22 protein-coding genes and 2 pseudogenes are annotated in these 24,391 nt (G+C 68.0%); 17 read left to right on the top strand and 7 right to left on the bottom strand.

What is annotated here, in order from left to right:
* The first annotated feature begins 158 nt into the window (after positions 1 to 158).
* Complete coding sequence (locus MXD62_RS18145) at positions 159 to 923, top strand: NAD(P)-binding domain-containing protein (protein WP_248830715.1); 765 nt, start codon at positions 159 to 161, stop codon at positions 921 to 923.
* Between the two features lie 292 nt (positions 924 to 1,215).
* Here the strand turns inward: MXD62_RS18145 and MXD62_RS18150 are convergent.
* A pseudogene (locus MXD62_RS18150) lies at positions 1,216 to 1,654 on the bottom strand (transposase); the annotation flags it as partial.
* Positions 1,655 to 1,842: 188 nt separating this feature from the next.
* On the opposite strand from MXD62_RS18150, the gene MXD62_RS18155 reads away from it, so the two are divergent.
* Positions 1,843 to 2,043, top strand: a complete 201-nt coding sequence (locus tag MXD62_RS18155) for a hypothetical protein (RefSeq protein ID WP_248830716.1) — start codon at positions 1,843 to 1,845, stop codon at positions 2,041 to 2,043.
* A 1,122-nt stretch (positions 2,044 to 3,165) separates the two neighbouring features.
* The gene (locus MXD62_RS18160) at positions 3,166 to 3,804 is read left to right on the top strand and encodes a hypothetical protein (protein WP_248830717.1); all 639 of its coding nucleotides are present in this window, start codon (positions 3,166 to 3,168) and stop codon (positions 3,802 to 3,804) included.
* A 395-nt stretch (positions 3,805 to 4,199) separates the two neighbouring features.
* Here MXD62_RS18160 and MXD62_RS18165 read toward each other — a convergent pair.
* Positions 4,200 to 4,499, bottom strand: a pseudogene (locus MXD62_RS18165) (DDE-type integrase/transposase/recombinase); the annotation flags it as partial.
* Between the two features lie 40 nt (positions 4,500 to 4,539).
* Here MXD62_RS18165 and MXD62_RS18170 point away from each other — a divergent pair.
* The 3 genes from MXD62_RS18170 (at position 4,540) to MXD62_RS18180 (ending at position 7,421) form a co-directional block, all read left to right on the top strand.
* Entirely contained in the window at positions 4,540 to 4,995 is a 456-nt protein-coding gene (locus MXD62_RS18170) for a VOC family protein (RefSeq protein ID WP_248830718.1), read from the top strand.
* A gap of 204 nt (positions 4,996 to 5,199) precedes the next feature.
* Positions 5,200 to 6,033, top strand: a complete 834-nt coding sequence (locus MXD62_RS18175) for an SDR family oxidoreductase (protein ID WP_248830719.1) — start codon at positions 5,200 to 5,202, stop codon at positions 6,031 to 6,033.
* 491 nt (positions 6,034 to 6,524) lie between these two features.
* Positions 6,525 to 7,421, top strand: coding sequence for an MBL fold metallo-hydrolase (locus MXD62_RS18180; RefSeq protein WP_248830720.1), 897 nt, complete (start codon positions 6,525 to 6,527; stop codon positions 7,419 to 7,421).
* Positions 7,422 to 7,424: 3 nt separating this feature from the next.
* On the opposite strand, the gene MXD62_RS18185 is transcribed toward MXD62_RS18180, so the two are convergent.
* The 3 genes from MXD62_RS18185 to MXD62_RS39785 all read right to left on the bottom strand — a co-directional run bounded on the left by MXD62_RS18185 (position 7,425) and on the right by MXD62_RS39785 (position 9,256).
* Entirely contained in the window at positions 7,425 to 7,703 is a 279-nt protein-coding gene (locus MXD62_RS18185; protein WP_248830721.1) for a hypothetical protein, read from the bottom strand.
* Between the two features lie 75 nt (positions 7,704 to 7,778).
* Positions 7,779 to 8,120, bottom strand: coding sequence for a DUF4352 domain-containing protein (locus MXD62_RS39780; protein ID WP_308301284.1), 342 nt, complete (start codon positions 8,118 to 8,120; stop codon positions 7,779 to 7,781).
* A gap of 386 nt (positions 8,121 to 8,506) precedes the next feature.
* The gene (locus MXD62_RS39785) at positions 8,507 to 9,256 is read right to left on the bottom strand and encodes a serine/threonine-protein kinase (protein ID WP_308301285.1); all 750 of its coding nucleotides are present in this window, start codon (positions 9,254 to 9,256) and stop codon (positions 8,507 to 8,509) included.
* A 261-nt stretch (positions 9,257 to 9,517) separates the two neighbouring features.
* On the opposite strand from MXD62_RS39785, the gene MXD62_RS18195 reads away from it, so the two are divergent.
* From MXD62_RS18195 to MXD62_RS18210, 4 genes are all read left to right on the top strand, one after another.
* Positions 9,518 to 10,465 (top strand): ABC transporter ATP-binding protein, encoded by a 948-nt coding sequence (locus MXD62_RS18195; protein WP_248830722.1) that lies wholly within the window; start codon positions 9,518 to 9,520, stop codon positions 10,463 to 10,465.
* On the top strand, positions 10,462 to 11,295 hold the full coding sequence (locus MXD62_RS18200) for an ABC transporter permease subunit (protein WP_248830723.1): 834 nt from the start codon (positions 10,462 to 10,464) through the stop codon (positions 11,293 to 11,295). The genes MXD62_RS18195 and MXD62_RS18200 overlap by 4 nt, the downstream gene beginning before the upstream one ends.
* A 121-nt stretch (positions 11,296 to 11,416) precedes the next feature.
* Positions 11,417 to 12,535, top strand: coding sequence for a sensor histidine kinase (locus MXD62_RS39265; protein WP_248830724.1), 1,119 nt, complete (start codon positions 11,417 to 11,419; stop codon positions 12,533 to 12,535).
* Complete coding sequence (locus tag MXD62_RS18210) at positions 12,532 to 13,194, top strand: response regulator transcription factor (RefSeq protein WP_248830725.1); 663 nt, start codon at positions 12,532 to 12,534, stop codon at positions 13,192 to 13,194. Before MXD62_RS39265 ends, MXD62_RS18210 begins: the two co-directional genes overlap by 4 nt.
* A 96-nt stretch (positions 13,195 to 13,290) precedes the next feature.
* Here MXD62_RS18210 and MXD62_RS18215 read toward each other — a convergent pair whose 3' ends face one another.
* The gene (locus MXD62_RS18215) at positions 13,291 to 14,049 is read right to left on the bottom strand and encodes a DUF2993 domain-containing protein (protein ID WP_248830726.1); all 759 of its coding nucleotides are present in this window, start codon (positions 14,047 to 14,049) and stop codon (positions 13,291 to 13,293) included.
* 732 nt (positions 14,050 to 14,781) lie between these two features.
* Between MXD62_RS18215 and MXD62_RS18220 the strand changes: the two genes are divergently transcribed.
* Positions 14,782 to 17,139: an ATP-binding cassette domain-containing protein gene (locus tag MXD62_RS18220; protein ID WP_248830727.1), complete on the top strand. Its 2,358-nt coding sequence runs from the start codon at positions 14,782 to 14,784 to the stop codon at positions 17,137 to 17,139.
* Between the two features lie 204 nt (positions 17,140 to 17,343).
* On the opposite strand, the gene MXD62_RS18225 is transcribed toward MXD62_RS18220, so the two are convergent.
* Positions 17,344 to 18,264: an IclR family transcriptional regulator gene (locus tag MXD62_RS18225; RefSeq protein WP_248830728.1), complete on the bottom strand. Its 921-nt coding sequence runs from the start codon at positions 18,262 to 18,264 to the stop codon at positions 17,344 to 17,346.
* Positions 18,265 to 18,326: 62 nt separating this feature from the next.
* Here MXD62_RS18225 and MXD62_RS18230 point away from each other — a divergent pair, with 62 nt between their 5' ends.
* From MXD62_RS18230 to cysD, 6 genes are all read left to right on the top strand, one after another.
* On the top strand, positions 18,327 to 19,133 hold the full coding sequence (locus MXD62_RS18230) for an SDR family NAD(P)-dependent oxidoreductase (RefSeq protein ID WP_248830729.1): 807 nt from the start codon (positions 18,327 to 18,329) through the stop codon (positions 19,131 to 19,133).
* The gene (locus MXD62_RS18235) at positions 19,124 to 20,395 is read left to right on the top strand and encodes a sulfotransferase (protein ID WP_248830730.1); all 1,272 of its coding nucleotides are present in this window, start codon (positions 19,124 to 19,126) and stop codon (positions 20,393 to 20,395) included. The genes MXD62_RS18230 and MXD62_RS18235 overlap by 10 nt, the downstream gene beginning before the upstream one ends.
* Positions 20,392 to 21,618, top strand: a complete 1,227-nt coding sequence (locus MXD62_RS18240) for an MBL fold metallo-hydrolase (RefSeq protein ID WP_248830731.1) — start codon at positions 20,392 to 20,394, stop codon at positions 21,616 to 21,618. The genes MXD62_RS18235 and MXD62_RS18240 overlap by 4 nt, the downstream gene beginning before the upstream one ends.
* Positions 21,615 to 22,421, top strand: a complete 807-nt coding sequence (locus MXD62_RS18245) for a sugar phosphate isomerase/epimerase (RefSeq protein WP_248830732.1) — start codon at positions 21,615 to 21,617, stop codon at positions 22,419 to 22,421. The genes MXD62_RS18240 and MXD62_RS18245 overlap by 4 nt, the downstream gene beginning before the upstream one ends.
* The gene (locus MXD62_RS18250; RefSeq protein WP_248830733.1) at positions 22,418 to 23,452 is read left to right on the top strand and encodes a zinc-binding dehydrogenase; all 1,035 of its coding nucleotides are present in this window, start codon (positions 22,418 to 22,420) and stop codon (positions 23,450 to 23,452) included. Before MXD62_RS18245 ends, MXD62_RS18250 begins: the two co-directional genes overlap by 4 nt.
* Before the next feature lie 246 nt (positions 23,453 to 23,698).
* Positions 23,699 to 24,391, top strand: a 693-nt coding sequence (gene cysD / locus MXD62_RS18255) for a sulfate adenylyltransferase subunit CysD (protein ID WP_248830734.1), incomplete at its 3' end; no start/stop codon positions are given.

The following is a 24,391-nucleotide window of genomic DNA, read 5'->3' on the forward strand; positions in this document are numbered from 1 at the left end:
CGGACCGAAGCGAAGGAAGCAGCATAAAGCTGGTATAGTCCGTCTACGTCGGTGTCCGAGAAATGGGCAGCACCTCATATCTCCGACCCAGGTGCAAAGTAGCGGTGTCACGGACGGGAGTCTGGGGCCACCGCCAGGAAGTCGATCAGGGAGACATCGTGAAGCGCATCGGGATCATCGGCGTGGGTGAAATCGGCCGCGCTATCGTCGAGGGCCTATACGGCGGCGCCGAGGAAGCACCGGAGATCTTCCTCTCTCCCCGCGGGGCCCGCACAGCCGCCGAGCTGGCCCAGCGCTATCCGAACGTGCGGGTGTGCGCTGACAACCAGGACGTGGTGAACCGCTCCGAGGTAGTGATGATCGCCGTCCGCCCGCAACACCGTTCCGAGGCCCTTGCCGGTCTCCGGGTCGACAGCACCAGCGTTGTGGTCAACGTCATGGCCGGCGTCAGTACCGGTGAGCTGCGCCAGATACTCGGCACCGACGCTCCGCTGGTTCGGGCCATCCCCTTGCCCGCCGTGCGCGAGCGCCGGTCCGTTACCGTCACGTGGCCCTCCCAGCCGGTCGTGGACGCCTTCTTCGACCGCCTCGGCGGAGCGCTTCCTGTCGCGGACGAAGCGGCCTTCAACGTCTTCTCCGCGCTGACGGCTACGTTGACCACCCATTACTGGTACCTGGCCACGCTCACCGCCTGGGCCGACCGGCAGGGCGTTCCGTCCGAGGACGCGGTCCGCTACATCCGCGACCTCTTCCAGGGCATCGGGCGCTCCTTGGGTGACGAGACCCGGTCCCTGCACCAACTCGCGGCCGACCACGAGACACCGAAAGGAATCAACGAACGCATCCGCACCACGTGGTTCGACACGACCAACTCCGATGCTCTGGAGAGGGCACTTGACGCACTTCTCTCCGACCTCAAGTAGTTACGTGGACGGAGACGGGCAGTCAGCGATGTACTGCCGTCGCTGCACGTGACTTCCGGGGAGCGTCGACTGTCGGCGTTAACGGTCGTGGCGGTTGGTGATTTTTCAGTTGGTGGTGGTCGGGGTCAGGCGGCCTTCGAGCGTGATCGCGAGGGCGTTGAAGGCGGACTTCCATATGATCATCCAGCGGGCCCTGCCACGGCCGGTGGAGTCTAGACATCCCACTGAGCTAGACATCCCACTGAGCTAACGGTCAATCGGCGATCTTCTGCTGGTCGTAGGTTCGTCTGCCGCTGCGGGTCCGGATCAGGTTCTGATGGGTACGCGCGAGTACCTTGAGCGCCTCGGCCAGCTCGCCGTCCCCGGCGATCGGACGATGATGAGCCCGGCCGGTGCGGACCAGGGCCGCGAAGACTTTCGCGTCCCCGGCGTCGCTTTTCGCCCCCGAGGTGACATGACGTTCCCGGTGACGTGCCGCGGACAGTGGGTTGATCGAATACACCTGGTAGCCCGCCGCGACAGCGCCCCAGTCCACGGCCCCCGGTCCGTTTCGATCCCGGCCACCACCGCCGACGCGTCCCCGGCCTCACCGAGGTGATCAGCGATCAGCCCGTAGAGCTCGGCGATGCCCGCCGCACCCTCGGCAGCTGCCGGCGGACCAACCGGTGTCCGGTCTCGACCTGGACCTCGATGTCGTGATGGGCCTCGGCCCAGTCATCTCCGACGAACAGCGACCCCGCTCCCTCCCAGCCAGCGATCACGAAGCAGAGCCCTCGGGAAAGATCACGCACACGCTAATGGATCAGTGCTCGACGGCACGACATCCCACCAGTCGTCTCGCCTTCCCTCGATGTCATCGCGTGTCCTTGGCGAAACCGATCCCTTGACTGCAAAGGTAGTCTTGCTATAGCAATACGACATGTTCGGCTTCTCGGGTCGGGTCGTTGTGGTCAGCAGGGGGGCGTCGGGATCGGCTTCGGCATCGACTCCCCGTGCGAGCCCCCTCGCGCCGGCGCTGCAACTTGACGTCAGCGGCGCCGTTCCGCTCGAGACCTCGGCCGGCCCGGTCATCGAGCACCTCCGTCAGGTCAACGCCTTCATGCCGCCGACCGAGGCGTGAAGGTAACGGCCGCATTCCCGTCGCCAATATCGACATCCTCGTCGGCGGGGCGTGGTCGCCGCCCTGCGATCCGCCCGGCCCTCGGAGTCAGAACAATCAGCCCTGCTGCCCAGGCGATGGCAGGCAGGCCGGCCCGATCCGGCGGACCGGTCAGGAGAGCGCTGAACGGGCTCGCCAGAGCCGGCCACACCGCCGGATCGATCACACCGCGACAAACAGTTTGCTGATCGAATATTCGATCAGCAACGCGCCACATGACGCCGCTGAACACACGTGCCGAGCTGGAAACCGGCGCGCTCGACCAGCTCTACGAGTCCTGCGACGAGCGACACGGCGACTATTGCCCGCGAACCTGTGGCTTGGATTAACCGAACGAAGCGCGACGAAGAGGAGAAGGCCGCAATGTCACTCAAGAGCCCTTCCGAGACAAGGACGAAACAGGGGATGCTGGTAGTTGGATTAGGCCTGATCCTGGGCCTACTCTTACCGGTCTCGGCAAGCAGCGCACAGACGGGCTCCTCCGCCGACGCCGCCAGGGGTGGCCCTAATGGAATCGCCGAGGTCAACGTGGCAAATGTCCCGGACCGGGACAACGGTCAGCCTGCCGTAGCCGCCAGTCCGAAGAACCGGAATAATGTGGTCGTCGTCTCGACGAACCACAGGCCGGGTGTCGGTACGCCCGACAAGTATCACTGCTTCGTTACCTACTCCAGGGACGGAGGTGCGAACTGGACCGAGGTGCCCTGGCCCTATGGCGATCGAGCCATGTGCGGCGACCCAAATGTGGTCGTTGACACACACGGGATCTTCTATCTCGCCTTCAACCGGTTGGGCTGCGAGCCAGGCGTGCCCACGAGCGGGTCACCTGGCAACTGCAACGGGGTTCCGAACCACGTGGGGGTCGCCAAGTCGCTCGACGGTGGACGCACCTGGTCTGATCCCGTGGACACACCCCTCGTCATCTCCAGTACCCCGAGACTGAGGGTGGACACGGCCACTGGTTGGGTCTACGCGATCGGCGGATCCGCGCCTTCTGCCCCCCACGCGGTTTCGGTCAGCAAGGACCGCGGCCTCACCTGGGGCCCGGCTGGCATACTTCCTTCACAACCGCTGGGTAACCAGGTGGCCGTCCACGACGGAATCCTGGCGACGGCGACTGGGATGACGGTGGTCAACGGGAGCCAGCTCGTGCCGGCGGAGCTGACGTTCTACGTAAGCCGTGACGGCGGGCAGACCTTCGCCTCCTCCCTGGTGACCAACAGCGCGGGCACCCCGGTGCCGCCGGCCGCCGGTGCGTTGGTGCCGAATCCGGGAGCCGAGGTGACCGACCCCATTCCGTGGGTCTCGGCCGACCCAACCCGCTCGGGTCGGTTCGCGGTCCTGCTGCCCAGGGGCGACAACCTCGAGGTGTACATCACCAAGGACGCCGGCCAGACGTGGACCGGCCCGACCGTGATCGCCGCTCCGGGCGCCGTCAAGCCGTGGATCGAGTACGGCTCGACGGGCCTCCTCGGTGTCATGTGGCGGACCGTCGCCGTCGACGTGTTCTCCGTCGTCTCGTTCGACCACGGAAAGACGTTCAGTAAGCCGCTGAAGGTCAACCAGGCGACCCAGCCATACGGCTCCGGACGAATCGAGGGCGACGAGTGGTCCCGGATCACCCTGGACGGCAAGTACGCCTACATCACCTGGGCGGACGCCCGCGCCGACGGCAGCGACATCGACGGCATCGTGAGCCGGGTGCCGGTGTCGCGCTACTAGTGCAGCCACTGCCGGCTAGGTGGTGACTTCGAGGGCAACCAGCCGAGGCTTCACCCGGCCCTGACCCGACCATGGAGGTCGCCGAACAGGCTCTCCATGAGGCCAGCTGTCGAGCGGCCCGAGGTGGGCAACCACCCCGGGCCCTCTCCAGATCCGGACAAGGAGATTTCCACCATCCAGTTCTTCCGTGCGGGAGGCCAGGGCTGATCAGGTCTGGACCGTCGGCATACATCGCAGGTCTTACCCGGCGGAATAATTCAGCCCACGGGCTCATGCGCGTGCAATCAGCCACCGGCATTAATGATGTTGCCAGGTGGGCACGACGAGGGATGGGAGCACGTGTTGCGTTCGGAGGAGCCAGGGCGCGGCAGGCCCCCGGTGGTTACTGGAAGGAAGTCGATGACTTGGCCGTGCTGGTCGACGGCCCTGTACAGGCAGGCCCATCGACCGGCGATCTTGATGTACGTCTCGTCAACAAACCACCTTTCCTCAGGAGTGTGCCGTCAGGGCCGGGCTGCGTCGGCCAGCAGCGCTGTGAACCTCTGGGCCCATTGGTAGATCGTGACATGGTCGACGTCGATGCTGCGCTCGGCGAGCAGCGCCTCAATGTCCCGGTGCGAGAAGGCGAAGCGCAGGTTCCAGCGAATCTCCTGTTTGCCGCCGGACACCGGCGTCCACGTGTACGGATGCACCACGCCGCCGTCCAGACAGAGAAACGAAGGAGGAGTATCCGGGATGGACTCCGCTCTCGTCGCCGTGAAATACTTCTCGCATATTGGGATCACTGTCACCGATCTTGCCATCTCGGTCCAGTTCTATTCGACGACCCTCGGCTTCAGGCAGCTTTTCAGTGACATCCAGGAGAGCTGGACCCGAATAGGCATGGGAATCGGGGATATCACGCTCGAACTTTTCAGCCCGCACCCCGGGAGGAAAACCGCAGAGGCTGTCGACTCCTTCTATCCGCAGCAGTTTGGTCAGCCCAAGATCGCTCTCACGGTCGCCGACGTCGAGGCCACGTACGAACGTCTGGCCGCCGCGGGTGTCACACCGCTGTGCCCCGTCACGACGACCCGGGTGTCGCGCTTCTTCTTCATCAGCGACCCGGACGGCACACCGATCCAACTACATGAGTTCACGGGCGGGCTACACAGGCTCTCCGACCTTTTTTCCGACGAGCACGGAACGTGACGTCACCGCAGGCGGCGTCCGGCCCCGCCGTCGACGGCGGGGCGCAACGCGATTGGTGTCGCCCGCACGGTGACTGTCACACAGTCTTTAGCTGCGTCCCAGGCGTGCCTTCGTCGCGCCCGGCTAGAGCAGAACACGCCAAGCGATATCGATGAGCGGGCTACGGAACCGACACTGTCTGTGTCCGCGAAAGGGGAAACCAGTATGACGAGTGTAGGCATCGCCACGGGGGCGGGACGCGGGATGGGCGCCGCCTGTGCCCGCCTACTCGCCGACTCCGTCGACGTCCTGCTCCTGGTCGATCTGGCCGACGAGCTCATGGCCGAGACGGCAGGCACCCTGCGAACCGGCGGCCACCGCGCCGAGATCGAGACATTCCCGCTCGACATCACCGACACCGCCGGCCTGAGCCGGTTGGTGGGGCGGACCACGGAGCTCGGCACCCTGCGCGGGGTCGCACATGCCGCCGGGATCTCACCCACCATGGGCGACTGGCGACGAATCCTTCACGTCGACCTCGTCGGCAGCGCACTTCTCACCGAGGCGCTCCTGCCTCTGGCCGCCCCCGGCACCGCCATCGTCTGCTTCGGCTCCCTCGCGCCCACGTTCCTCCCCGAGACCGCCGACCCGGCGGTGGAGGCCGCACTCGCCGTACCGCTCGCCCCGGACTTCCTCGACCGCATCCGGGAGGCGGTCGGGCCGACTATCAAACAGCCCGGCATCGCCTACACGTGGGCCAAGCGCGGCGTTCACCGGCTCGTGCAGCGTGAGGCGATCCGGTTCGGGCGGCTCGGGGCGCGGGTCTGCTCCGTCTCCCCGGGCATCATCGACACCCCGATGGGTCGTCAGGAAGCCGCATCCCGCGACACCAACGAAAGGATCGCGAGGCAGACTCCACTCGGCCGCGAAGGCCGGCCCGAGGAAGTCGCCGCCGCGGTGGCCTTTCTCCTGTCCGACCCGGCCAGCTTCGTCAACGGCATCGACATCCTCGTCGACGGAGGTGCCCGCGCCGCCCTCCTCGAGACAGCGGGCCGATGAGGGGAGGGGACGGCCGCCAGGCTGTCCCCTCCCCTCAGGACACGCCGGGATCGTTTTTCTGATCCAGTACCAAGCTAGGAACGAGCGCCGGTGGACGAGCGGATTCCCCTGTGGGACGGCGAACTGGCCGTCGCCGAAACCAAGCAGGTTATCGCGAAGGGCGCGCGGACCCTGCCGTTCAGTCAATCCTCGGAGAAGATCGGCTTCCCGGCGATCACCCATGACCACTGGGCGCCGCTGTTCTCGGCGATCAACGATGTCAATCTGCCGCTATGCATGCACCTCGGGATCGGGATATCCCCGGCGCCGCGGAGCCGCCGGTACTGGTCGGCTGAGGCATTGCCTCCTGACATGAGCCGGCCGGGTCGACGTGCGCGCAGCCGCCGTCGGCCCAGCAGTCAGCACACGCCAGCCGTGCACCCCGGCGGGGATACGCGAGCCGAGACACCGCGCACATTCCGTCGCGAACGCCTCGTTGATAGTCTGCCCGCATGCCCGCCATCAGACTGGGTCATGCCCTCGTCGACCGGGTGGAGGAGCATTTCCTTCCGGTCTCGCTCCACGCTCTCACCAACGACGAGTCACTCATCTCCCGCCGCGTCGCCCCCCTGCCCGACGGATTCTTCGACCCGGATTCGAAGAACTTCCGTTTCTCGAACCACAGCTGGTTACTACGGGTCGACGGACTCACTGTCCTCATCGATCCGTGCACCGGTAACGGCCGCACGGGACGCGGGCCCTACTTCGACGGCCTGAATCTTCCCTATCTGGAGCGGCTTGCCGCGATCGGGGTGACGCCCGACGACGTGGACATCGTCTTCTGCACACATCTGCACCACGACCACTGCGGCTGGAACACTCGGCAGGACGGCAGGGAATGGGTGCCGACCTTCCTCCGGGCGGCCTACCTGTTCGTGGATGACGAGTACCGCCGCTGGGACACCGCGAGCACGGCCATGCACCCCAACGAGTTCAATCCCAACGTGTTCGACGAATGTGTGCGCCCGGTCGTGGAAGCGGGACTGGCGAAAATCGTCCCGATACCCCACACGATCTCGCCCAGCCTGACCATCGAACCCGCCCCGGGCCACACGGTCGGACACGCGATGCTGCGGCTCGTCTCCGGCGGTGTACGGGCCTACTTCACCGGGGACGCGTTCCACCACCCCGTTCAGCTGACCCGTCCGGAGCTTCACCTGCCCGGATGCGACGATCTGGCAACCGCGATCGCCACCCGGCGGGCACTGGTCCGCCGGGCTCTCGACGAGACTGCATTCCTCTTCCCCGCCCATTTCCCCGAGCCGCACTACGGCCGCCTCGCGGTCGAGGTCGGCGCCCCCACCGGGGATGAGGTGTACTTCGAGCCCGGCGGTGCGCCCGCGGGCTGACCGTCAGCCGCCACGGCGCACGTGGATGAACTCGGTCGAGGCGAACTCCTCACCGGTGCGTCGCAGGGCCCCGTCGAGGACCACGACGGTGAGCGCGTGATACTCCTTGCTCCCGTCTCGCCCCGTCGGGCTCGTCGTGGGCAGCGTGTCCAGTACCAGGGACGGATCCGACGTCAGCCACACGTTCTTCCGCTCGAGGAACTCCTCTGCTGCGCAGGTCGGCAGCCGGCGGCAGGAGTCCGGGACGAGGTCCAGCACGCTCTGTCCCGGCTGGATAGTCACCCCGTCCAGGAACATCGCAAAGCGGTCCCCGGGACGGGCGGCGGACCGCTCGGACCCGGACGGAAATCACCGGGGTCACAGGGGTATCGAGACACCGCCGCTGGTCCGGCTGAGATGCAGTTCCAGCCGGATGAGCGCGGACCCCGGGGGGATGTCGAAGACCAGCCTGCCATGGGTCGACGCGCCCGGACCCATCGTGTCCCAGATCGACTCTCCGGGTAGATAGAGGCGGGAGAGGAAGTCGGCCGTGTGCCGGCCGCCGGCGGCGTCGTACCCGAACTGGTCGGTGCTCTCCAGGCGCAGCTGCCCGGGGCCGAGGTTGCGGACGGTCAGCGTCACCAGGCAGAACTGGCCGTTCGGGTGGTGGGCCAGCATGCCCAGCCCGAGCTGATCCACCCCGCACTCGACGCCGTCCACGATGAACTGCAGCGCGTCGTCCCGGAACCCGCCCGGATCCGACCGGACACCCGCGGAGGCTGGCGACGCAGAAGTCGGGGCGCCGGCCGGGCGAGCGGCCGCGCCAGTCCGGGGTGTGGTGGGTCGGGATCGCCCTTCGTCGCCATGATGTGCCACCAGCCACCCCGTCGCCACAAGGACGGCCAGGATGCCCACGACGGCGGGCTTTCGCGACCTGCGTCGCCCGCGGCGCGTCCGGCGAGTTCGCGCGTTCATCCTGGTAGGCCGCCAAGATCCGACGGCGGACCTGGGCATCCGCAGCGCCGGATCGTTCACCGGGGCCGCCGGCTGGCATTCGATCAGCCCCAGCAGCAGGCCGCGGGCGTCGGGCCGGTTGGCCGGGTTCTTCACGAGCGCGGCGCGGACGAGATCCGCGACCTGCTGATCGAGGCCGCCCAGGTCGGGCTCGGCCGTGGCGATCCGACGCGCGATGTCGGCCTGCCTCTCATCGCCGAACGGGTGACGACCCGTTCCCGCGTAGGCGATGAGGATGCCCAGGTGAACACGTCTGCCGCGGGACCGATCAGCTCGCCGGCGAGTTGCTCGGGAGACATCCAGCCCGCCGAACCGAAACCCCAGATGGTCGGCCGGGCGCCGGCGCCGGCCAACGGCTGGGCGATTCCAAAGTCGATGACTCTGGGGCCGGACAGGGAGAGGATCACATTGCTCGGTTTGAGGTCGCGGTGCACGAGTCCGGCATGGTGGATCGCGACGAGCGCGGTCGCGACACCGACGGCCAGGCCGGTGAGCGTGGACGAGCGCAGCGGCCCTTCGCTTTCGATGACCCGGTCGAGGCGCACGCCGTTGATGTATTCGGTGACCAGGTAGGGAGCGAACGCCTCCGGGTCAGCGTCGAGGACCTCCGCGGTGCAGAACGATGCGACGCTGCGGGCGGCCTCGGTCTCCCGTCGGAACCGACGGCGGAACTCCTGGTCCCGCGCCCGGTCGGACCGGATTACCTTGACCGCGACCGACCGGCCAGCCGGATCGTGGGCGAAGTAGACGGTGCCCATGCCACCCGTCCCCAGCCGGCTGACGAGGGTGTAGGGACCGACGGCGGACGGCTCGTGGGGCAGCAGCGGCTCGCCAGGAGTCACGCGGCCGTCGGTGGACGGAGCCGCCGTCCTGCGTGTTCCCGGGGGCACGGGGGTCAGCGGCCCTCGTCCGGTCTGGGTTGTGCAGGTATGACCAGAATCGCACCCGCCGCCGCGGCGACGTGTTCCTCCTCCGAGGCATACATCCCAGGTCGTACACCGACCGGACAGATCAGTCGCCAGGCTCATGCGCGCGGGCACCGCCGCCCGCGTTAATGGAGTCGTCATGGACGACCGAGTTGAGGGGAAAGTACGGATGATCGCGTGATCGAGGCTGCCGGGCCGACCAAGCGTTATGGCAACAAAGTGGTCGTCAACGACCTCTCGTTCGTCATCAGGCCGGGGCTGGTGACCGGCTTCCTGGGGCCCAACGGGGCGGGGAAGTCCACCACGATGCGGCTCATCCTCGGGCTGGACCGGCCCACCGCCGGAACGGTGATGGTCAACGGGCGTCCGTATGCCAAGCACTCGGCGCCGATGAAGGAGCTCGGTGCCCTCCTGGAAGCCAAGGCAGTACACACCTCCAGGTCGGCGTACAACCACCTGCGGGCTCTCGCCGCGACACACTCGATCCCTCGGTGGCGCGTTGATGAGGTTGTCGAGATGGTCGGTCTGCGCGACGTGGCGCACAAGCGCGCCGGAGCCTTCTCTCTGGGGATGGGCCAGCGTCTGGGCATCGCGTCAGCGCTGCTGGCCGATCCGGCCGTGGTGATGCTCGACGAGCCGGTGAACGGTCTGGATCCCGAAGGTGTGCGGTGGGTGCGCGAGCTGCTGCGCGGCCTCGCCCGTGAAGGGCGCACCGTGCTGCTGTCGAGCCACCTCATGAGCGAGATGGAGCTGACGGCCGATCACCTGTTGATCATCGGCAGGGGACGGCTGCTGGCCGACATGTCGATGGAGCAGATGTACCAGTCCGCGAGGACCAACCGGGTGCTGGTTCGCACTCCGCATGCGGAGTACCTGCGCACTGTGGTGGCCGGGCCGGGGGTCCACGTGACCCCGGAGGATCACGAGACGCTGATGATCGATGGCCTCGACGTGCGGCATATAGGAAAGATCGCGGCGGACCGGGACGTGGTGCTCCACGAGCTGACGCCGCAGCGGGTCGCCCTGGAGGACGTGTTCATAAAGCTGACCGCGGACGCGGTGGAGTACCAGGCGGGCACACCCGCCGGCGCCCGCCCGCGGACTGGATCGAGGGTGGCGGCATGACCACGGCGACCGCCGAAGCCGTGCGCGCGGGAGCGGGCAGCCAACCGGTTCCGGTCAGCCCGGTCCGGCTGCGACGCGTGATCCACTCCGAATGGGTGAAGATCTCGAGCCTGCGGTCCACCTGGTATCTGCTCGCCTTCACGATGATCGGCATGGCGGCGGTCGGGGCGATCGCTTCGGCGGTCAGCGCCGCGGACTGGGACTCGATGAGCCAGAGCCGGCGCGCGACGTTCAGCCCGGTCGATGTCAGCCTCAACGGGGTCGCCCTGGCGCAGATCCTCATCGCGGTGCCGGGGGTTCTGGTGGTGACCGGCGAGTACACCACCGGGATGATCAGATCCTCGTTGGCCGCCGTGCCACGCCGGCTGCCGCTGCTGTGGGGCAAGCTCGTCGTGTCGGCCGCGTTGTCGTTCGGGACCGGCCTCGTCGGCTGCCTCTTCTCCTTCTTCCTGGGGCAGGCGTTGCTCGGCTCCCACAACACCGCCCTGGGCGGACCGCACGCGCTGTCGTCGGTGCTCGGCGCGGCGTTCTACCTGATGACGATCACCGTCCTCGCGACCACGCTCGGCTTCATCCTGCGCGCGACCGCTGGGGGCATCGCCACGGTGCTGGGAGCGCTGATGGTGCTCCCGGTGATCGGCAATGCGCTCCCCCAGAGCATCCAGGACGGTCTCCTGCCCTACCTGCCGAACAACGCCGGGAACGCGGTCTACGCCACGCACCCCTATGACTCCGCCCTGTCGGGAGGGACAGCCCTGATCACCCTGTGTGCATGGGTCGCGGTGGCAACGGTGACCGCGTCCGTGCTGCTCCGCCGCCGGGACGCGTAGGGTTCGGTCCGAGGTCGGGTGCCGGAACCGGCACGGAGTCCGGAGGAGCAGGGGGCTTCCCGTGGGCCGGTTGGCCGAGACGTGGACCCACGTGCGGCAGCGATGGCCGTGGATGGCCAGCGTGCCGGTTCCACTCCTGTTGGAAGCCCACACCGTCGGGGACGCGGTGAGGATCGGGTTGTCGTGGTGGGGGTGGCTGTTGGCGCAGGGGCTGTTACTCCCCCTGCTGCTGCGGCGCCGCTACCCGCTCGCGGTCTTCGCGATCGTGGCCGGGATGGTGCTGGTGCAGGACCTGACCGAGGCCCACCTGACGGCAGGCTTCGCGCTTCTGGTGGCCGTCTACAACGTCGCCGCGCACGCTCGGCGCCGGTTCCGGATCCAGGCCGGTCTGCTGCTCGAGACGGTGCTGATCGTCGCCTCGCTCCGGCTAGCTCCCGCCGGCGACAGCTTCCTGATCTCCCTTGTCTTCCTCAACAGCCTCGTCGCGGCCGCGGTCTTCCTCGGCACGACGGTCCGCACGCGCCGCCAGTACCTCGAGTCCTTGGAGGAGCGAGCCGAGCGGGCCGAGCGGGAACGCGACCAGCAGGCCTGGCTGGCCGCGACCGCGGAACGCACCCGGATCGCGCGCGAGATGCATGACGTGATCGCCCACAGCCTGTCGGTGGTGATCCGCCTGGCCGACGGAGCGGTCACGGTCAATCGCACCGACCCGGACAGCGCGACCTCCGCCATGGAGCAGGTCGCGGTGACAGGCCGGCAGGCGCTGGCTGAGATGCGCCGCCTGCTCGGTGTGCTCCGCGACGCGCCGACGGCGGGAGTCAGCTTGGTGGTGGAGATGGCGCCGTCGCCGGGCCTGGCCCACCTTGACACCCTGCTCGACGACGTCCGGGCGACGGGTCTGTGGGTGGAACTCACGGTGACAGGCAGCCCCCGGGTGCTGCCCGGCACGGCCGAAGCGGCGATCTACCGGGTGGTGCAGGAGAGTCTGACCAACGTCCTCAAACACGCGGTGAGCCCGACCCGGGTCGACGTGGAGCTGCGCTGGCGCGCGGACCGGGTCCTCATCAGGGTCCGCGACGACGGCACCGTCGTCGGACTCCCGGGCGGGGCCAGCGGCCATGGTCTGCGGGGCATGTTGGAACGGGTGGCCCTGTACGAGGGCGACGTTACCTGCGGGCCGACATCACCGCGCGGGTGGGAAGTGAACGCCACGATTCGGGTGAACGGAGCAGTTGCGTGACCACCAATGTGGTCATTGTGGACGATCAACCCCTGGTGCGGCTGGGTTTCCGGATGGTGTTGAACGCCACCGATGACATCCGTGTCGTCGGTGAGGCCGGCGACGGCGCGACCGGCGTCCGCGTCACCCAACAGCTCACCCCCGATGTGGTGCTGATGGACATCCGCATGCCAGGCCTGAACGGGGTCGATGCCACGCGCACCATCTGCGCCACGGCCGCGACCAGCCGGGTCCTCGTCCTGACGACGTTCGACCTCGACGAGTACGCCTTCGCCTCGTTGAAGGCGGGCGCGAGCGGCTTCCTCCTCAAGGACGTGCGGCCCGACGAGCTGCTCGGCGCCATACGCGCGGTCGCCGCCGGCGACGCCGTCGTGTCCCCCCGCATCACCCGGGAGCTACTCAACCGTCACGCAGCCAGCCTCCGCACAGCCGAGGAGCGCGCGGACGAGCCGGATCCCACCGCCGCGCTGACCCCCCGCGAGCGGGAGGTCCTCCTGGAGGTGGCGGCGGGCCTGACCAACGCCGAGATCGCGCAACGTCTGGTCCTGGCCGAAGCCACCGTCAAGACCCACGTCACACGCATCCTCAGCAAGCTCGATCTCAGAGACCGTGTCCAGGCTGTGATCTTCACATACAAGCACGGCCTGCCCCGTCGCTGACGGCTGGACACTCGACGCTGGACACCTGGTGCGCGGTCACGCGCCGGGTGTCCAGCGAGTGCCGCCGCTTCCCGGGTGGGTCCTGGCGGCATCGGCCTAGCTTTCGCTTCCGGGAGAGCAGGTCGGCTCGACCTGCTCCGTGGGCGGGACCACGTTCTCGGCCGTCGCGATGAGCAGCACGTCTGAGGCGTTCGTGGTCGCCCTGACCAGGTTGACCTCGAGAGGAAGGCCATCCGCCGGAATCGGGATCGAGGGGAGAAGCTTCCCCAGACCGAACGGGATGTCGAAGGTGACGTCCTGGTTCAGGCGCACCTCGGATGGCACCAGATCGATCTTGTTGTCCTTCACCTCGAACGTGGTGACACCAGCCACCTCCTGCGTGCCGACCACAGGCAGGTCCGCGCTTCCGGAGATCTCGACCTGACGTCCTCCGTCCCGCGGTGTCACGTGTAGGTGGCCGGGCTTCTTGGCGAGATAGACGTTCAGGTCGTCATAGCTCATCCGGACGGTGGCCCGAACCTGGTCGATGGAGAGTTCACCCTTACCCCTGGTGATCATTTTCAGAAAGGGGACGCGGATCCCCTGGAGACTGATCTGCACCAGGGATATCCGGGGACCTGGGGACGATATCCCCTCAACGGTGAGGCTGAGGTTCTCCAGATCTCCGGTCAGGATCTGGGTAATGAACGGGAACCCCCCGATGTTGATGTCGCGGACGACCGGCGGGGCGGCGCCACAAGCGATGGTCTCCTCCACCGCCGTCACGAGCTGTTTCTTCATCTGGCTCTCGGCCACCGCGACCAGGATCCGATCGCCGACCGGGAACAGCACCAGGAGGAGGACCAATGCGACCACGAGCATCCGACGGCGGCGGAGGCGGGCGAAGCGACGGGGCCTCGTGGTTGATCCATCGGCCTGGGTTGCGCCGAACACCCGGGGTTCGTCGTGGTCGACGCTCCCAGCATGGACGGACCTGTCGTCGGTAACGCCGTACCCGGTGTGGCCACCGGGCTCGGGCCTCGTAGCTCTACTGTCAGGTTGCTCCGTGGACCCGTGGGCGTCCACCATCCGCACCGCCTGCTCTTCGCGCGCGCCTGTCGTGACGATCCATTGATACAGATGGCAGCGATCTCACACATGCGACCGGAGACTGAACCAGCTGGTCATCCGTACGACCTCCGACGTACGGATGACCAGCCGACTCACTCCGCCTACATCTCAGGTCGTACACGGCCGAAAAGAATCATCCTCCAGGCTCATGCGGACTGCACCGAGGTGCGTGTGAATAGAGACTTCATGAGAAGCACGCCTTGGTGGCTGATCCCGCCGCGCGCCCTAGGGTGGTGCGGGGGCGGTCGACTCGACGTCCCTCTCCACTGCCCTCGGCGACAGCGCCGAACGGCCGCTCGGCCACGTTCCCGGCGAATCGCCACGCCCACCAGGCGATCTGGACCTGACCTACGTGCCGCCACGCCCAGCGAGCAGCTGCCAGAGAAGCCGAGTGGAGGATCGACGATCCGCACGGTCTGCACTCGGCCGGCCGACAGCACACGGGCATCACAGCGGCAGAGGCGAAAGGAAGCCCAGGTGGAGCGGACCATGCTGAGCGTGTTCAGCCCAGCAGGCGAGGTAACACTGACGGGCGACGGGCTATGCGTGGTGGGCCGTGCGCGCGGCGCCGACATCGTCATCCGGGACAGCAGGGTCTCCCGACGCCATCTTGTGCTCGAACCGATGACCGACGGCTGGCTCGTACGGGACATCAGCTTGAACGGGCTGTGGCAGGCCGGACGACGCATGAGCGACATCACCACGGTGGGCATGGCCGAGGTGAGGTTCCGGCTCGGTGCCGTGGATGGTCCCGCGATGGTCCTCACGCCCCACTTGGTCGGCGTGACTCTTCCCACCATTGCGGCAGGTCCCTCGGTGGCCGGGGCTGACTCCGACGACCATCCGCGGCTGCACCCGCTTTGGCCTGGAACGCTGCGCCTGGGTCGCTCGTATGGCAACGACATCACGGTCCCGGACCTGCTCGCCTCACGGCACCACGCCGAACTGCACGTGACCGGCGGAGACGTGGAGCTCGTCGACCTCGGCTCGGCCAACGGGACCTTCGTCAACGGCCAGCGCGTCGGCGATGCCCGTATCGGTCAACGAGACGTGATCGCGATCGGCCATCATCTCTACCAGCTCGAAGGCGACTCGCTGGTCGAGTACGTCGACTCCGGGGACGTCGCCTTCGAGGTCCAAGCGCTGTCGGTGTTCGCCGACTCGAAACAGCTCCTGCATGACATGACGTTCCGGCTGCCGGGCCACTCGCTGCTCGGGGTGGTCGGTCCCAGTGGGGCAGGTAAGTCCACCCTGCTCAACGCTCTGACGGGATTTCGCCCGGCGGACCAGGGCACCGTTCGCTACGCCGGTCGGGACCTCTACGACGAGTACGACGAACTACGGCGGCGGATCGGGTACGTGCCGCAGGCCGACCCGCTGCACGCCCAGCTGACCGTGGGTGAGACGCTGAAATACGGGGCGGAGCTGCGCTTCCCGGCAGACACGACAGCGCGGGAACGCCACGCCCGCGTCGAGGAGGTTATCGGGGAGCTCGGCCTGACCGCACACGCCGACACCTCGGTGAGCAGACTCTCCGGAGGACAGAAGAAGCGGACATCGGTCGCGCTGGAGCTGCTCACACGTCCGTCACTGCTGTTTCTCGACGAGCCGACTTCGGGGCTCGACCCCGCGAACGACCAGTCGGTGATGGAGACGCTGCGGGATCTGGCAAAAGGTGGTGGGGCCGGATCCGGGGACGAAGGCGGCCGAACGGTCATCGTTGTCACGCACAGCGTGCTGTTCCTCGATCTCTGCGACTACATCCTGGTCCTCGCGCCCGGCGGTCATGTGGCCTACTTCGGACCGGCCAACGACGCGTTGCGCTACTTCGGCCGCGAGGACTTCCGTGAGTTCGCAGCGGTCTTCCGGGAACTAGAACGTACCCCGGGCACCGAACTGGCCGCCCGGTTCCGCGCCTCGGAATACTTCGTGCCGTCCGCCGTCGTCGCACCGACCGCGCGAAAGGCGCCCGCGGACCTGCCGAGCGTACGCCAGCAGCCGGTCGTCCGCCAGCTGGGGACGCTCACCCGCCGATATCTGCGGGTGGTCCTCGCCGACCGCTCCTACCTGCGCCTCATCATCGCGTTCCCGTTCCTGCTCGGCATCATCCCGCGCGCCATTCCCGCGCCCGACGGCCTGGAACCCGTGCCGGGCGCGCCCAATCTGAACGCGATGAAGGTGCTCGTCGTCCTGCTGCTGTGCGCGTGTTTCATGGGCATGGCGAACTCCGTCCGGGAGATAGTAAAGGAACGCGACATCTACCGCCGGGAACGGACCATCGGCCTGTCCCGCACAGCCTACCTCGGCTCAAAGATCCTCGTCCTTACGTGCATCACGACTGTGCAGTGCGTGATCTTCACACTCATCGGGATTGTCGGGCGCACCCCACCGGATGGCTCCGCATTGAGCTCACCACTGCTGGAGTGCCTGGTCGCGATCATCGTGGCCGGGCTGGCATCAATGATGATCGGGCTGCTGGTGTCGACTCTCGTCGACACCGCGGACAAGGCGATGCCCGTCCTGGTGCTCGTGACCATGGCGCAGCTCGTGCTCTCCGGCGGTCTGGTGTCGCTGTCCGGGCGCGTGGCGATGGAGCAGATCGCCTGGATCGCCCCCGCCCGGTGGGGCTTCGCAGCGCTGGCGTCCACCGACGACATGAACAAGGTCTCCATGCTGGGAACCGAGGCTCTCCGCATGGACCCGGCCGACCGGTTCTGGCAGCACAGCGCGGACGTCTGGGTGCACAACATCGTTCTCGGCGTGGTCCTCATGTTCGCGACACTTGTGCTGACATCGCTGACCCTTCGCCGCATCGATCCGAAGGTGCCTCGGTAGGCCGGCCCGCCCTGCAGGCCGCCTCGGGACGGGTCGAGGTGAGGTCACCGACGCGGCGTTGGCACAGATCGAGCCGGTTGTTACCCACCCAGCCGGCACGCGGTGGCCGCTGGGCTGATCACCACGCAGCGGAATCCTGTGGAAGATCCGCACCGGAGCCCTTGGCGGGACCTTCCCGAGCGGTACGGGAAGCGGAAGACGCCGTCAGCCGTGTCCTGTGGGTCGGCTTGCCTGCTTGTAGGTGGGTGGGCGACCGCGTGCCTGGCGGGTGGCGATGGCTGCGGCGCGGCTGGCCCGTCGGCCCAGGTTCAGGATTTCGCTGACGGGCACTGGTTGGTAGGGGCCGGTGATGCTGAGCGCGAGCAGAGCACGTCCGGTGGGGTCGAAGATCGGTGCGGTGACGGTCTTGAAGGTGATCTCGCCGGAGTCCGTGAGGTCGTCGAAGGAGAGCAGCATTTCGTCGGTCTGGTTCATTGCCTCGGCGAGGATGTGTTCGGCGTTGTCATCGGTTGGTTCGTTCCGGACCTGGCTCATTGCTTTCATCACTGCGGGTGCTGCGATCGCGGGCAGGGGGACGCTGAAGCCTCGGGTGCGGGTCTCTGCCAGGACGCCGCGGTAGAAGTCGGCGAGTGGAGGGGGGACAGCGGCGCGTTCCAGCCAGGCGCGGACGGTGTCGTCGTCGGCCCAGGCCATGAACACTGCGCCGATCGGTGCGAGTAGCGGCGAGCGGTCGCCGGGGTAGCCGATGCTCGGCATGGGTGGTTGCGGGCCTCGACGCGCCAATAAGATCACGTCTTTCCCCGCGACCGCGCTCACTCCCGTCTCGGCGCCGAGCTCCTTCGCGAGGATGTCGGCCTGCTCGATGGCGGCCTCGATCGCCGGGTGCTGCTCGAGCGCGGCGAAGCCGGTCACGGCCAGTGCCGGCCCGAGGACGTAGGTGCGGTGGGCGGGGTCGCGTACCACGAACCCACAGTCGGTCAGTACCGCGAGCGTGGCGTGTGCTGACGCGATGTTCATCCCCAGGTGCGCGACCAGCTCACTGATCGTGAAACCGCGGGAGGGATGCGCGGTGAGGAACGAGACGATGTCCGCAGCGCGGGCGGAGGCGGGTGCGGCACGGGCCATGGAACGACCGTAGCCGACCCGATCCCTTGACAGCAATTCACTTTTTGCTATAGCAATGCAACGTGTTCAACTTAACGGGACGTGTGGTCCTGATCAGCGGGGGGAACGCCGGGATCGGTCTGGCCTTCGCCCGTGGCATCGCCCGGGCTGGCGGTGACGTCGTCATCTGGGGCCGCCGGGCGGAGAAGAACGCCGAGGCGGCCAGGGTGCTGTCCGGGTTCGGCCACCGGGTCCTGGCGCAGGAGGTCGACGTCAGCGACGAGGACCGCGTGGTGCGGGCGATGGCTGAGGCGGTCGAGGAGATGGGCCGGGTCGACGGCGTCATCGCCAACGCGGGGATGATGCGCAACGAGCGCAGCTTCCTCGACATGACCACCGAGGCATGGCACAGCCTGCTGGCGGTGAACCAGCACGGCGCCTACCTCACCGTGCGCGAGGGCGCGCGGCACATGAAGGCCCGGTACGACGCCGGTGACGCCGGTGGGTCGCTGCTGTTCTGCGCCAGCCTCTCAGCGTTGACCGGCAGCCCCGGCATGCAGCACTACAACGCCTCCAAGGGCGCCATGGTCGCCATGTCGCGGGGCATCGCCGTCGAGGCGGGCCGCTACGGCGTCCGCTGCAACGTCGTGTGCCCCGGGCACACGACGAGCGAGACAGTCCAGATCCCGGCGGGCAGCCCGTTGTCCGACCGCATCCTCGCCTACAACCCCTCGGGCCGGATCGGCACCCCGGACGACTTCGAGGGCATCGGCGTCTACTTCATGAGCGACTGGTCGCGCTTCCACACCGGCGATCTCGCGGTCGTCGACGGCGGGTGGATGGCGAACGCCGGCAAGACCAACATCAGGGAGCTTCCGCAGTGGCCGTGAAAGTGCTCCGCGTCGAGGGAATGCGGGAGAACCGGCGCAGTCCCGAGGAGACGAACGCGCTGGAGTCGGCCGAACGCCGCCCGGTCGACATGAGCGTCGGCCGCGTCCTCGACGCCGCCAGAACCCAGACCGGCCTGGACGACTTCGGGCCCGTGGACTTCACCGAACGGCTCGGCCGGCTGCTGGACGAGGTGGCGGCCGACGACAACGTGTGGCGGGCCCACAAGGCGATCTTTGTCGACCACTGCGTCAAGGCCGCGGTCAACCGCCTGCTCATCCAGGACTACTGGACCCGCCACCCCGATGCGCTCGACGTGCGGATCACGCGGCCGATCAACGTCGTCGCGCTGCCCCGCTCGGGCAGCACCCACCTGGAGAACCTGGTTGCCGCGGACCGCAGGCTCCGTCACCTTCCGGTCTACCTGGCGGCCCAGCCGGCGCCGCGGCCGGACGAAACACCCGCGCCCGGTGCCCCGGACCCCCGGTGGCTCCGTTCCGAGGCGCGGTGGCAGAACGTCAGCAAGAACGAGATCATCGCGGCGATGCACGAGCACTCGCCCGACCACGCGTGCGGCGAGAACGAGCTGCAGCTCCCCGACTTCGCCAGCTACCAGTGGGAGTGGCTGGCCCAGGTGCCCGGTTTCCGTGACCACTACCTGAGCCACGACCAGACACCGCACTACCGGTACATGCGCGACGTGCTGAAGACCATCGCGCACCAGTTCCCGGACGAGCGGCGCTGGATGGTCAAGTCGAACCAGCACAGCGAGCAGCTGGTCCCGCTGCTGGCCGTCTACCCGGACGTCACCGTCGTGATGATCCACCGCGATCCCGTGGCGACGTTGCAGTCCCTGCTCACCATGCGCGGCCTCGCGCTCAAGAACAGCCAGAAGCAGCCGGACATCGACGCGCACGTCGAGTACTGGGTGAGCCGCATCGAGCAGATGCTGCGTAGATATATGCGCGACCGCCAGCTGGTACCGAGCGGGCAGCTCGTCGAGCTGCAGTTCGCCGACATCATCGCCGACGACGTCCGGGCCGCGACGCACGTGCTCGAGCGGGCCGGCCTGCCGGTGACCGACGAGAGCGTCGCCGACATCCGCGGCTACATAGCCTCCCACCCGCGCGGCAAGCGCGGCCGAGTGGTCTACGACCTGGAAGGCGACTTCGGTCTCGCCGCGGACGAGCTGCGGGAACGGTTCGCCTTCTACACCGACGCCTTCGCCATCGCGGCCGAGGCGGGAAAGGGTGGCGCCCGGTGAAGCAGCCCCTGAACGCCCTCATCGTCAAGGAGGGGGAGGGCCAGCAGGACGCCGTCCCCGTCAATGACCACATCTTCACCTCGAAGGGCATCTCCAACAGCTACCTGGTCACCACCCCCGACGGCGACGTGCTGATCAACACCGGCATGTACACCGAGGCGGAGCAGATCAAGGCCCGCTTCGGCCGGGTGAGCTCCGGCCCGCTGCGAGTGATCGTCTTCACCCAGGGCCACCCCGACCACATGGGCGGCTGGTCCCAGATCACCGCGCCGGGCGTCGAGACGATCGCCCAGGCCAACCATGCCGACGTCCGCGAGTACTGGCGACGGCTGCAGCCGTTCTACTCCAGCCGCAGCACCCACCTGTGGAAGCGCGACATCACCGGCGTCGACCGCACCTACCAGCCGCCCGAGGCCGTGGTCACCACCACCTTCCTGGACAACCACGCCTTCACGCTCGGCGGGCGCCGCTTCGAGCTCTACTCGACTCCGGGCGGCGAGACGACGGACTCCCTGGTCGTGTGGCTCCCCGACGAGCGCACCGTGTTCACCGGCAACCTCACCGGACCACTCTTCGGGCACATCCCGAACCTGTACACGATCCGCGGCGACAAGATCCGCGGCTCGCTGTCGTACATCCACTCCGTCGACCGCGTGATCGGGCTGGAGCCGGAGGTCCTCGTCACCGGGCACGGCGAGCCGGTGCGCGGGGCCGAGGAGATCCGCCGCCGCCTCACCCAGCTGCGCGACGCCACCGAGTACCTGCGCGACCGCACCATCGAGGGCATGAACGCGGGCGTCGACCTGTGGACCCTGATGGGCCAGATCACGCTGCCGCCCGAGCTGGCCATCCCGCAGGGGCACGGCAAGGTGCCCTGGATCGTCCGGGCGATCTGGGAGGAGCACACCGGCTGGTTCCGCTACGAGTCGACCACAGAGCTCTACGACGTGCCCCCCTCCGCCGTCTGGGCCGACCTGCTGGACATGGCCGGCGGGACCGGCCCCCTGGTCGAACGGGCCCGGGCCCACCTGGACGCCGGCCGGCCGGTCGAGGCACTGCACCTGATCGACATGGTGCTCTCCCGGGAACCGAAGGATCCCGAGGCCCTGCGGATCAGGCTCGGCGCGCACGAACTGCTGCTCGAGCGCAGCGGCCGGGAGAACTTCAGCGAGGTCCGCTGGCTCGAAGCCGAGATCCGTGACCTCCGGGACATGCTGCCATGACCCATCCCCGGCTCTCGGTCAGCGAGATGTGCACCTACCCGCAGCCCTTCGCCGACGAGCTCGCGCTGTGGGACGAGCTCAGCCTGCGCCACGTGGGCCTCGTCGTCGCCAAACCCGACGACTACGGACGCGCCGCCGCGGTCGAGGCGCTGCTGGCGCGTTCGTTGACGGCCACCACCGTGATCACCGGCAACTTCGACCTCTCCGCCCCCGAAAGCTGGGACGCGACCCGCGAGCGGATCAACAGCGCCGTGGATCTCGCGGCCCAGGTGGGCGGCTGCACCTACTTCACCCCTGGACGGCGCGACGGCCGTTCCTTCGACGAGCTCGCGGCGGCGCTGGCACGGGCGGTCGAACCCTGCGCGTCCTACGCCGAGTCCCGCGGGGTCCGGCTGGCGATCGAGCCCTCGCTGCGCACCGACCAGTCCTTCGTCCACACCCTGCGCGACGGCATCGACGTCGCCGACCGCGCCGGGATCGGCCTGATCGCCGACATCGGGAACTGCTGGGCGGAACGCGACGTCGAGGACACCGTCCGCCGGGCCGGACCGCGCCTGGCGGCGGTCCAGATCTGCGACGCGGTCTACGGCACACCCTCGAAGCCCTCCCCCGGCGGCCGCGTCGTCCCCGGTGACGGAGACCTCGACCTCGCGTCGTTCGTCGAGGCCGCGATCGACGCCGGATACACCGGCGCCTTCGAACTCGAACTCGTCGGCCCCGCCATCGAGGCCGAAGGGCACATCAGCGCCACCCGGCGCGCGGTGGAACGCGCGAGCGGGCTGCTTGAGGAGGTCCTGACGTGAGCCGTGCCATCGTCTTCAACGGCGACGAGACCTGGGAGGAACGCGACCTCCCCGTCCCCGACCCCCAGCCCGGCGGCGCCGTCCTGCGCGTCGAGGCCACCGGCCTGTGCCACAGCGACATCGACCACTTCCGTGGCCACGTCCACACCTCCTGGGGCGGTGCCTTCCCCTCCATCGCCGGCCACGAGATCGTCGGCCGCGTCGAGAAGATCGATTCGGCCACGGCCGAGGCATGGGGGGTGGCGGAAGGCGACCGGGTCGCCGTCCGTGAGCTCCTCATCACGCCTGAGGGGTACCGGATCTACGGCCACGACTTCTCGGTGGACGAGGGCTCGGGCCTGTACGGCGGCTTCGCCGAGCACCTCGAGCTGTTGCCCGGTTCCCAGGTCTACCGCCTGCGCGAGGATCTCCCCGCCGACCAGCTCACGGTCTTCGAACCGCTGAGCTGCGCGGTCACCTGGGTGGCGCCGGTCAGGAAGGACGACGTCGTCGTCATCGAGGGGCCGGGCCACATGGGGATGGCGACCATCGTCGCCGCCCGTGCGGCCGGAGCCTCGACCATCATCGTCACCGGCACGGCCAGGGACCGCTTCCGCCTCGACTGGGCACTGCGCGTCGGCGCCGACCACACCGTCGACGTCGAGTCCGAGGACCCCCTCGAACGGGTCCGCGAGCTCACCGAAGGCCGCATGGCCGACGTTGTCATCGACGCCGCCGCCGGTAATCCGGTCACCGTCAACCTCGCCATGGACCTCGTCCGCAAGGGTGGGCACGTCGTCATCGCCGGGATGAAGGACCGCCCCCTCGAAGGCTTCCACAGCGACTGGATCCCCACCCGACGGATCACCCTGCACCCCGGCGCGGGCCTCGACACCGAGGCGGCCGTCGACCTCATCAACGCGGGCAAGGTACCGACCGGTGAGCTGCTCGGCGACACCTTCCCCCTCGAACATTTCGAGGACGCCTTCGCGCTCCTGACCCGCAGGACACCCGGCCGAGACTCGATCCGGATCGCCCTGCGCCTCACTTAACGGCGGTCTCGAGACCAGCGGCTCAGCACTGGTTTCTCGCCGGGGTGTCCGGTCAGCGGGGACGTCACGGGACGCTGGAACCCCTGTCGTGCGCAAGGCTGCCGTCACAGCGTGGGTGGAGCGGTTCCGCTCGACTTCCCACCCGCGGCCGCAGGCGCACTCTGTAACGGCGATGGGACCCGGTCCGAGGGGACGCTCGACACGCGCCCCCTGATGGAAAGAAGTCCATTCATGAGCACTCCACTGATGTCGAGAATGACGCATCTGCAGCGCCTGGAGGCGGAGAGCATCCAGATCTTCCGGGAGGCGGTGGCGGAGAGCGAGCGGCCGGTGATGCTGTACTCGGTCGGCAAGGACAGCTCGGTGATGCTGCACCTGGCGATGAAGGCGTTCTACCCCTCGAAGCCGCCGTTCTCCCTGCTGCACGTGGACACGACCTGGAAGTTCCGGGACATGTACGAGTTCCGCGACAGTGTCGTCTACCAGCTCGGCGTCGAGCTGCTGGTGCACCAGAACCCGGAATGCGTCGAGCGGGGGATCAACCCGTTCGACCACGGCTCGGCGACGCATACCGACCTGTGGAAGACCGAGGGTCTCAAGCAGGCGCTGGACAGGTACGGCTTCGACCTGGCGTTCGGTGGCGCGCGCCGCGACGAGGAGAAGTCGCGGGCGAAGGAGCGGGTGTTCTCGATCCGCTCGGCGCAGCACCGGTGGGATCCCAAGGCACAGCGGCCGGAGCTGTGGCGTCTCTACAACGCACGCACGCAGCCCGGGCAGAGCGTCCGCGTGTTCCCGCTGTCCAACTGGACCGAGCTGGACGTGTGGCAGTACATCCACCGGGAGAAGATCCCGATCGTGCCGTTGTACTACGCGGCGCCGCGCCCGGTCGTGGAACGCGACGGCGCTCTGATCATGGTGGATGACGACCGGATGCGGCTG

This window comes from Frankia sp. Mgl5, from assembly GCF_023242985.1.
GTDB lineage: Bacteria > Actinomycetota > Actinomycetes > Frankiales > Frankiaceae > Parafrankia > Parafrankia soli.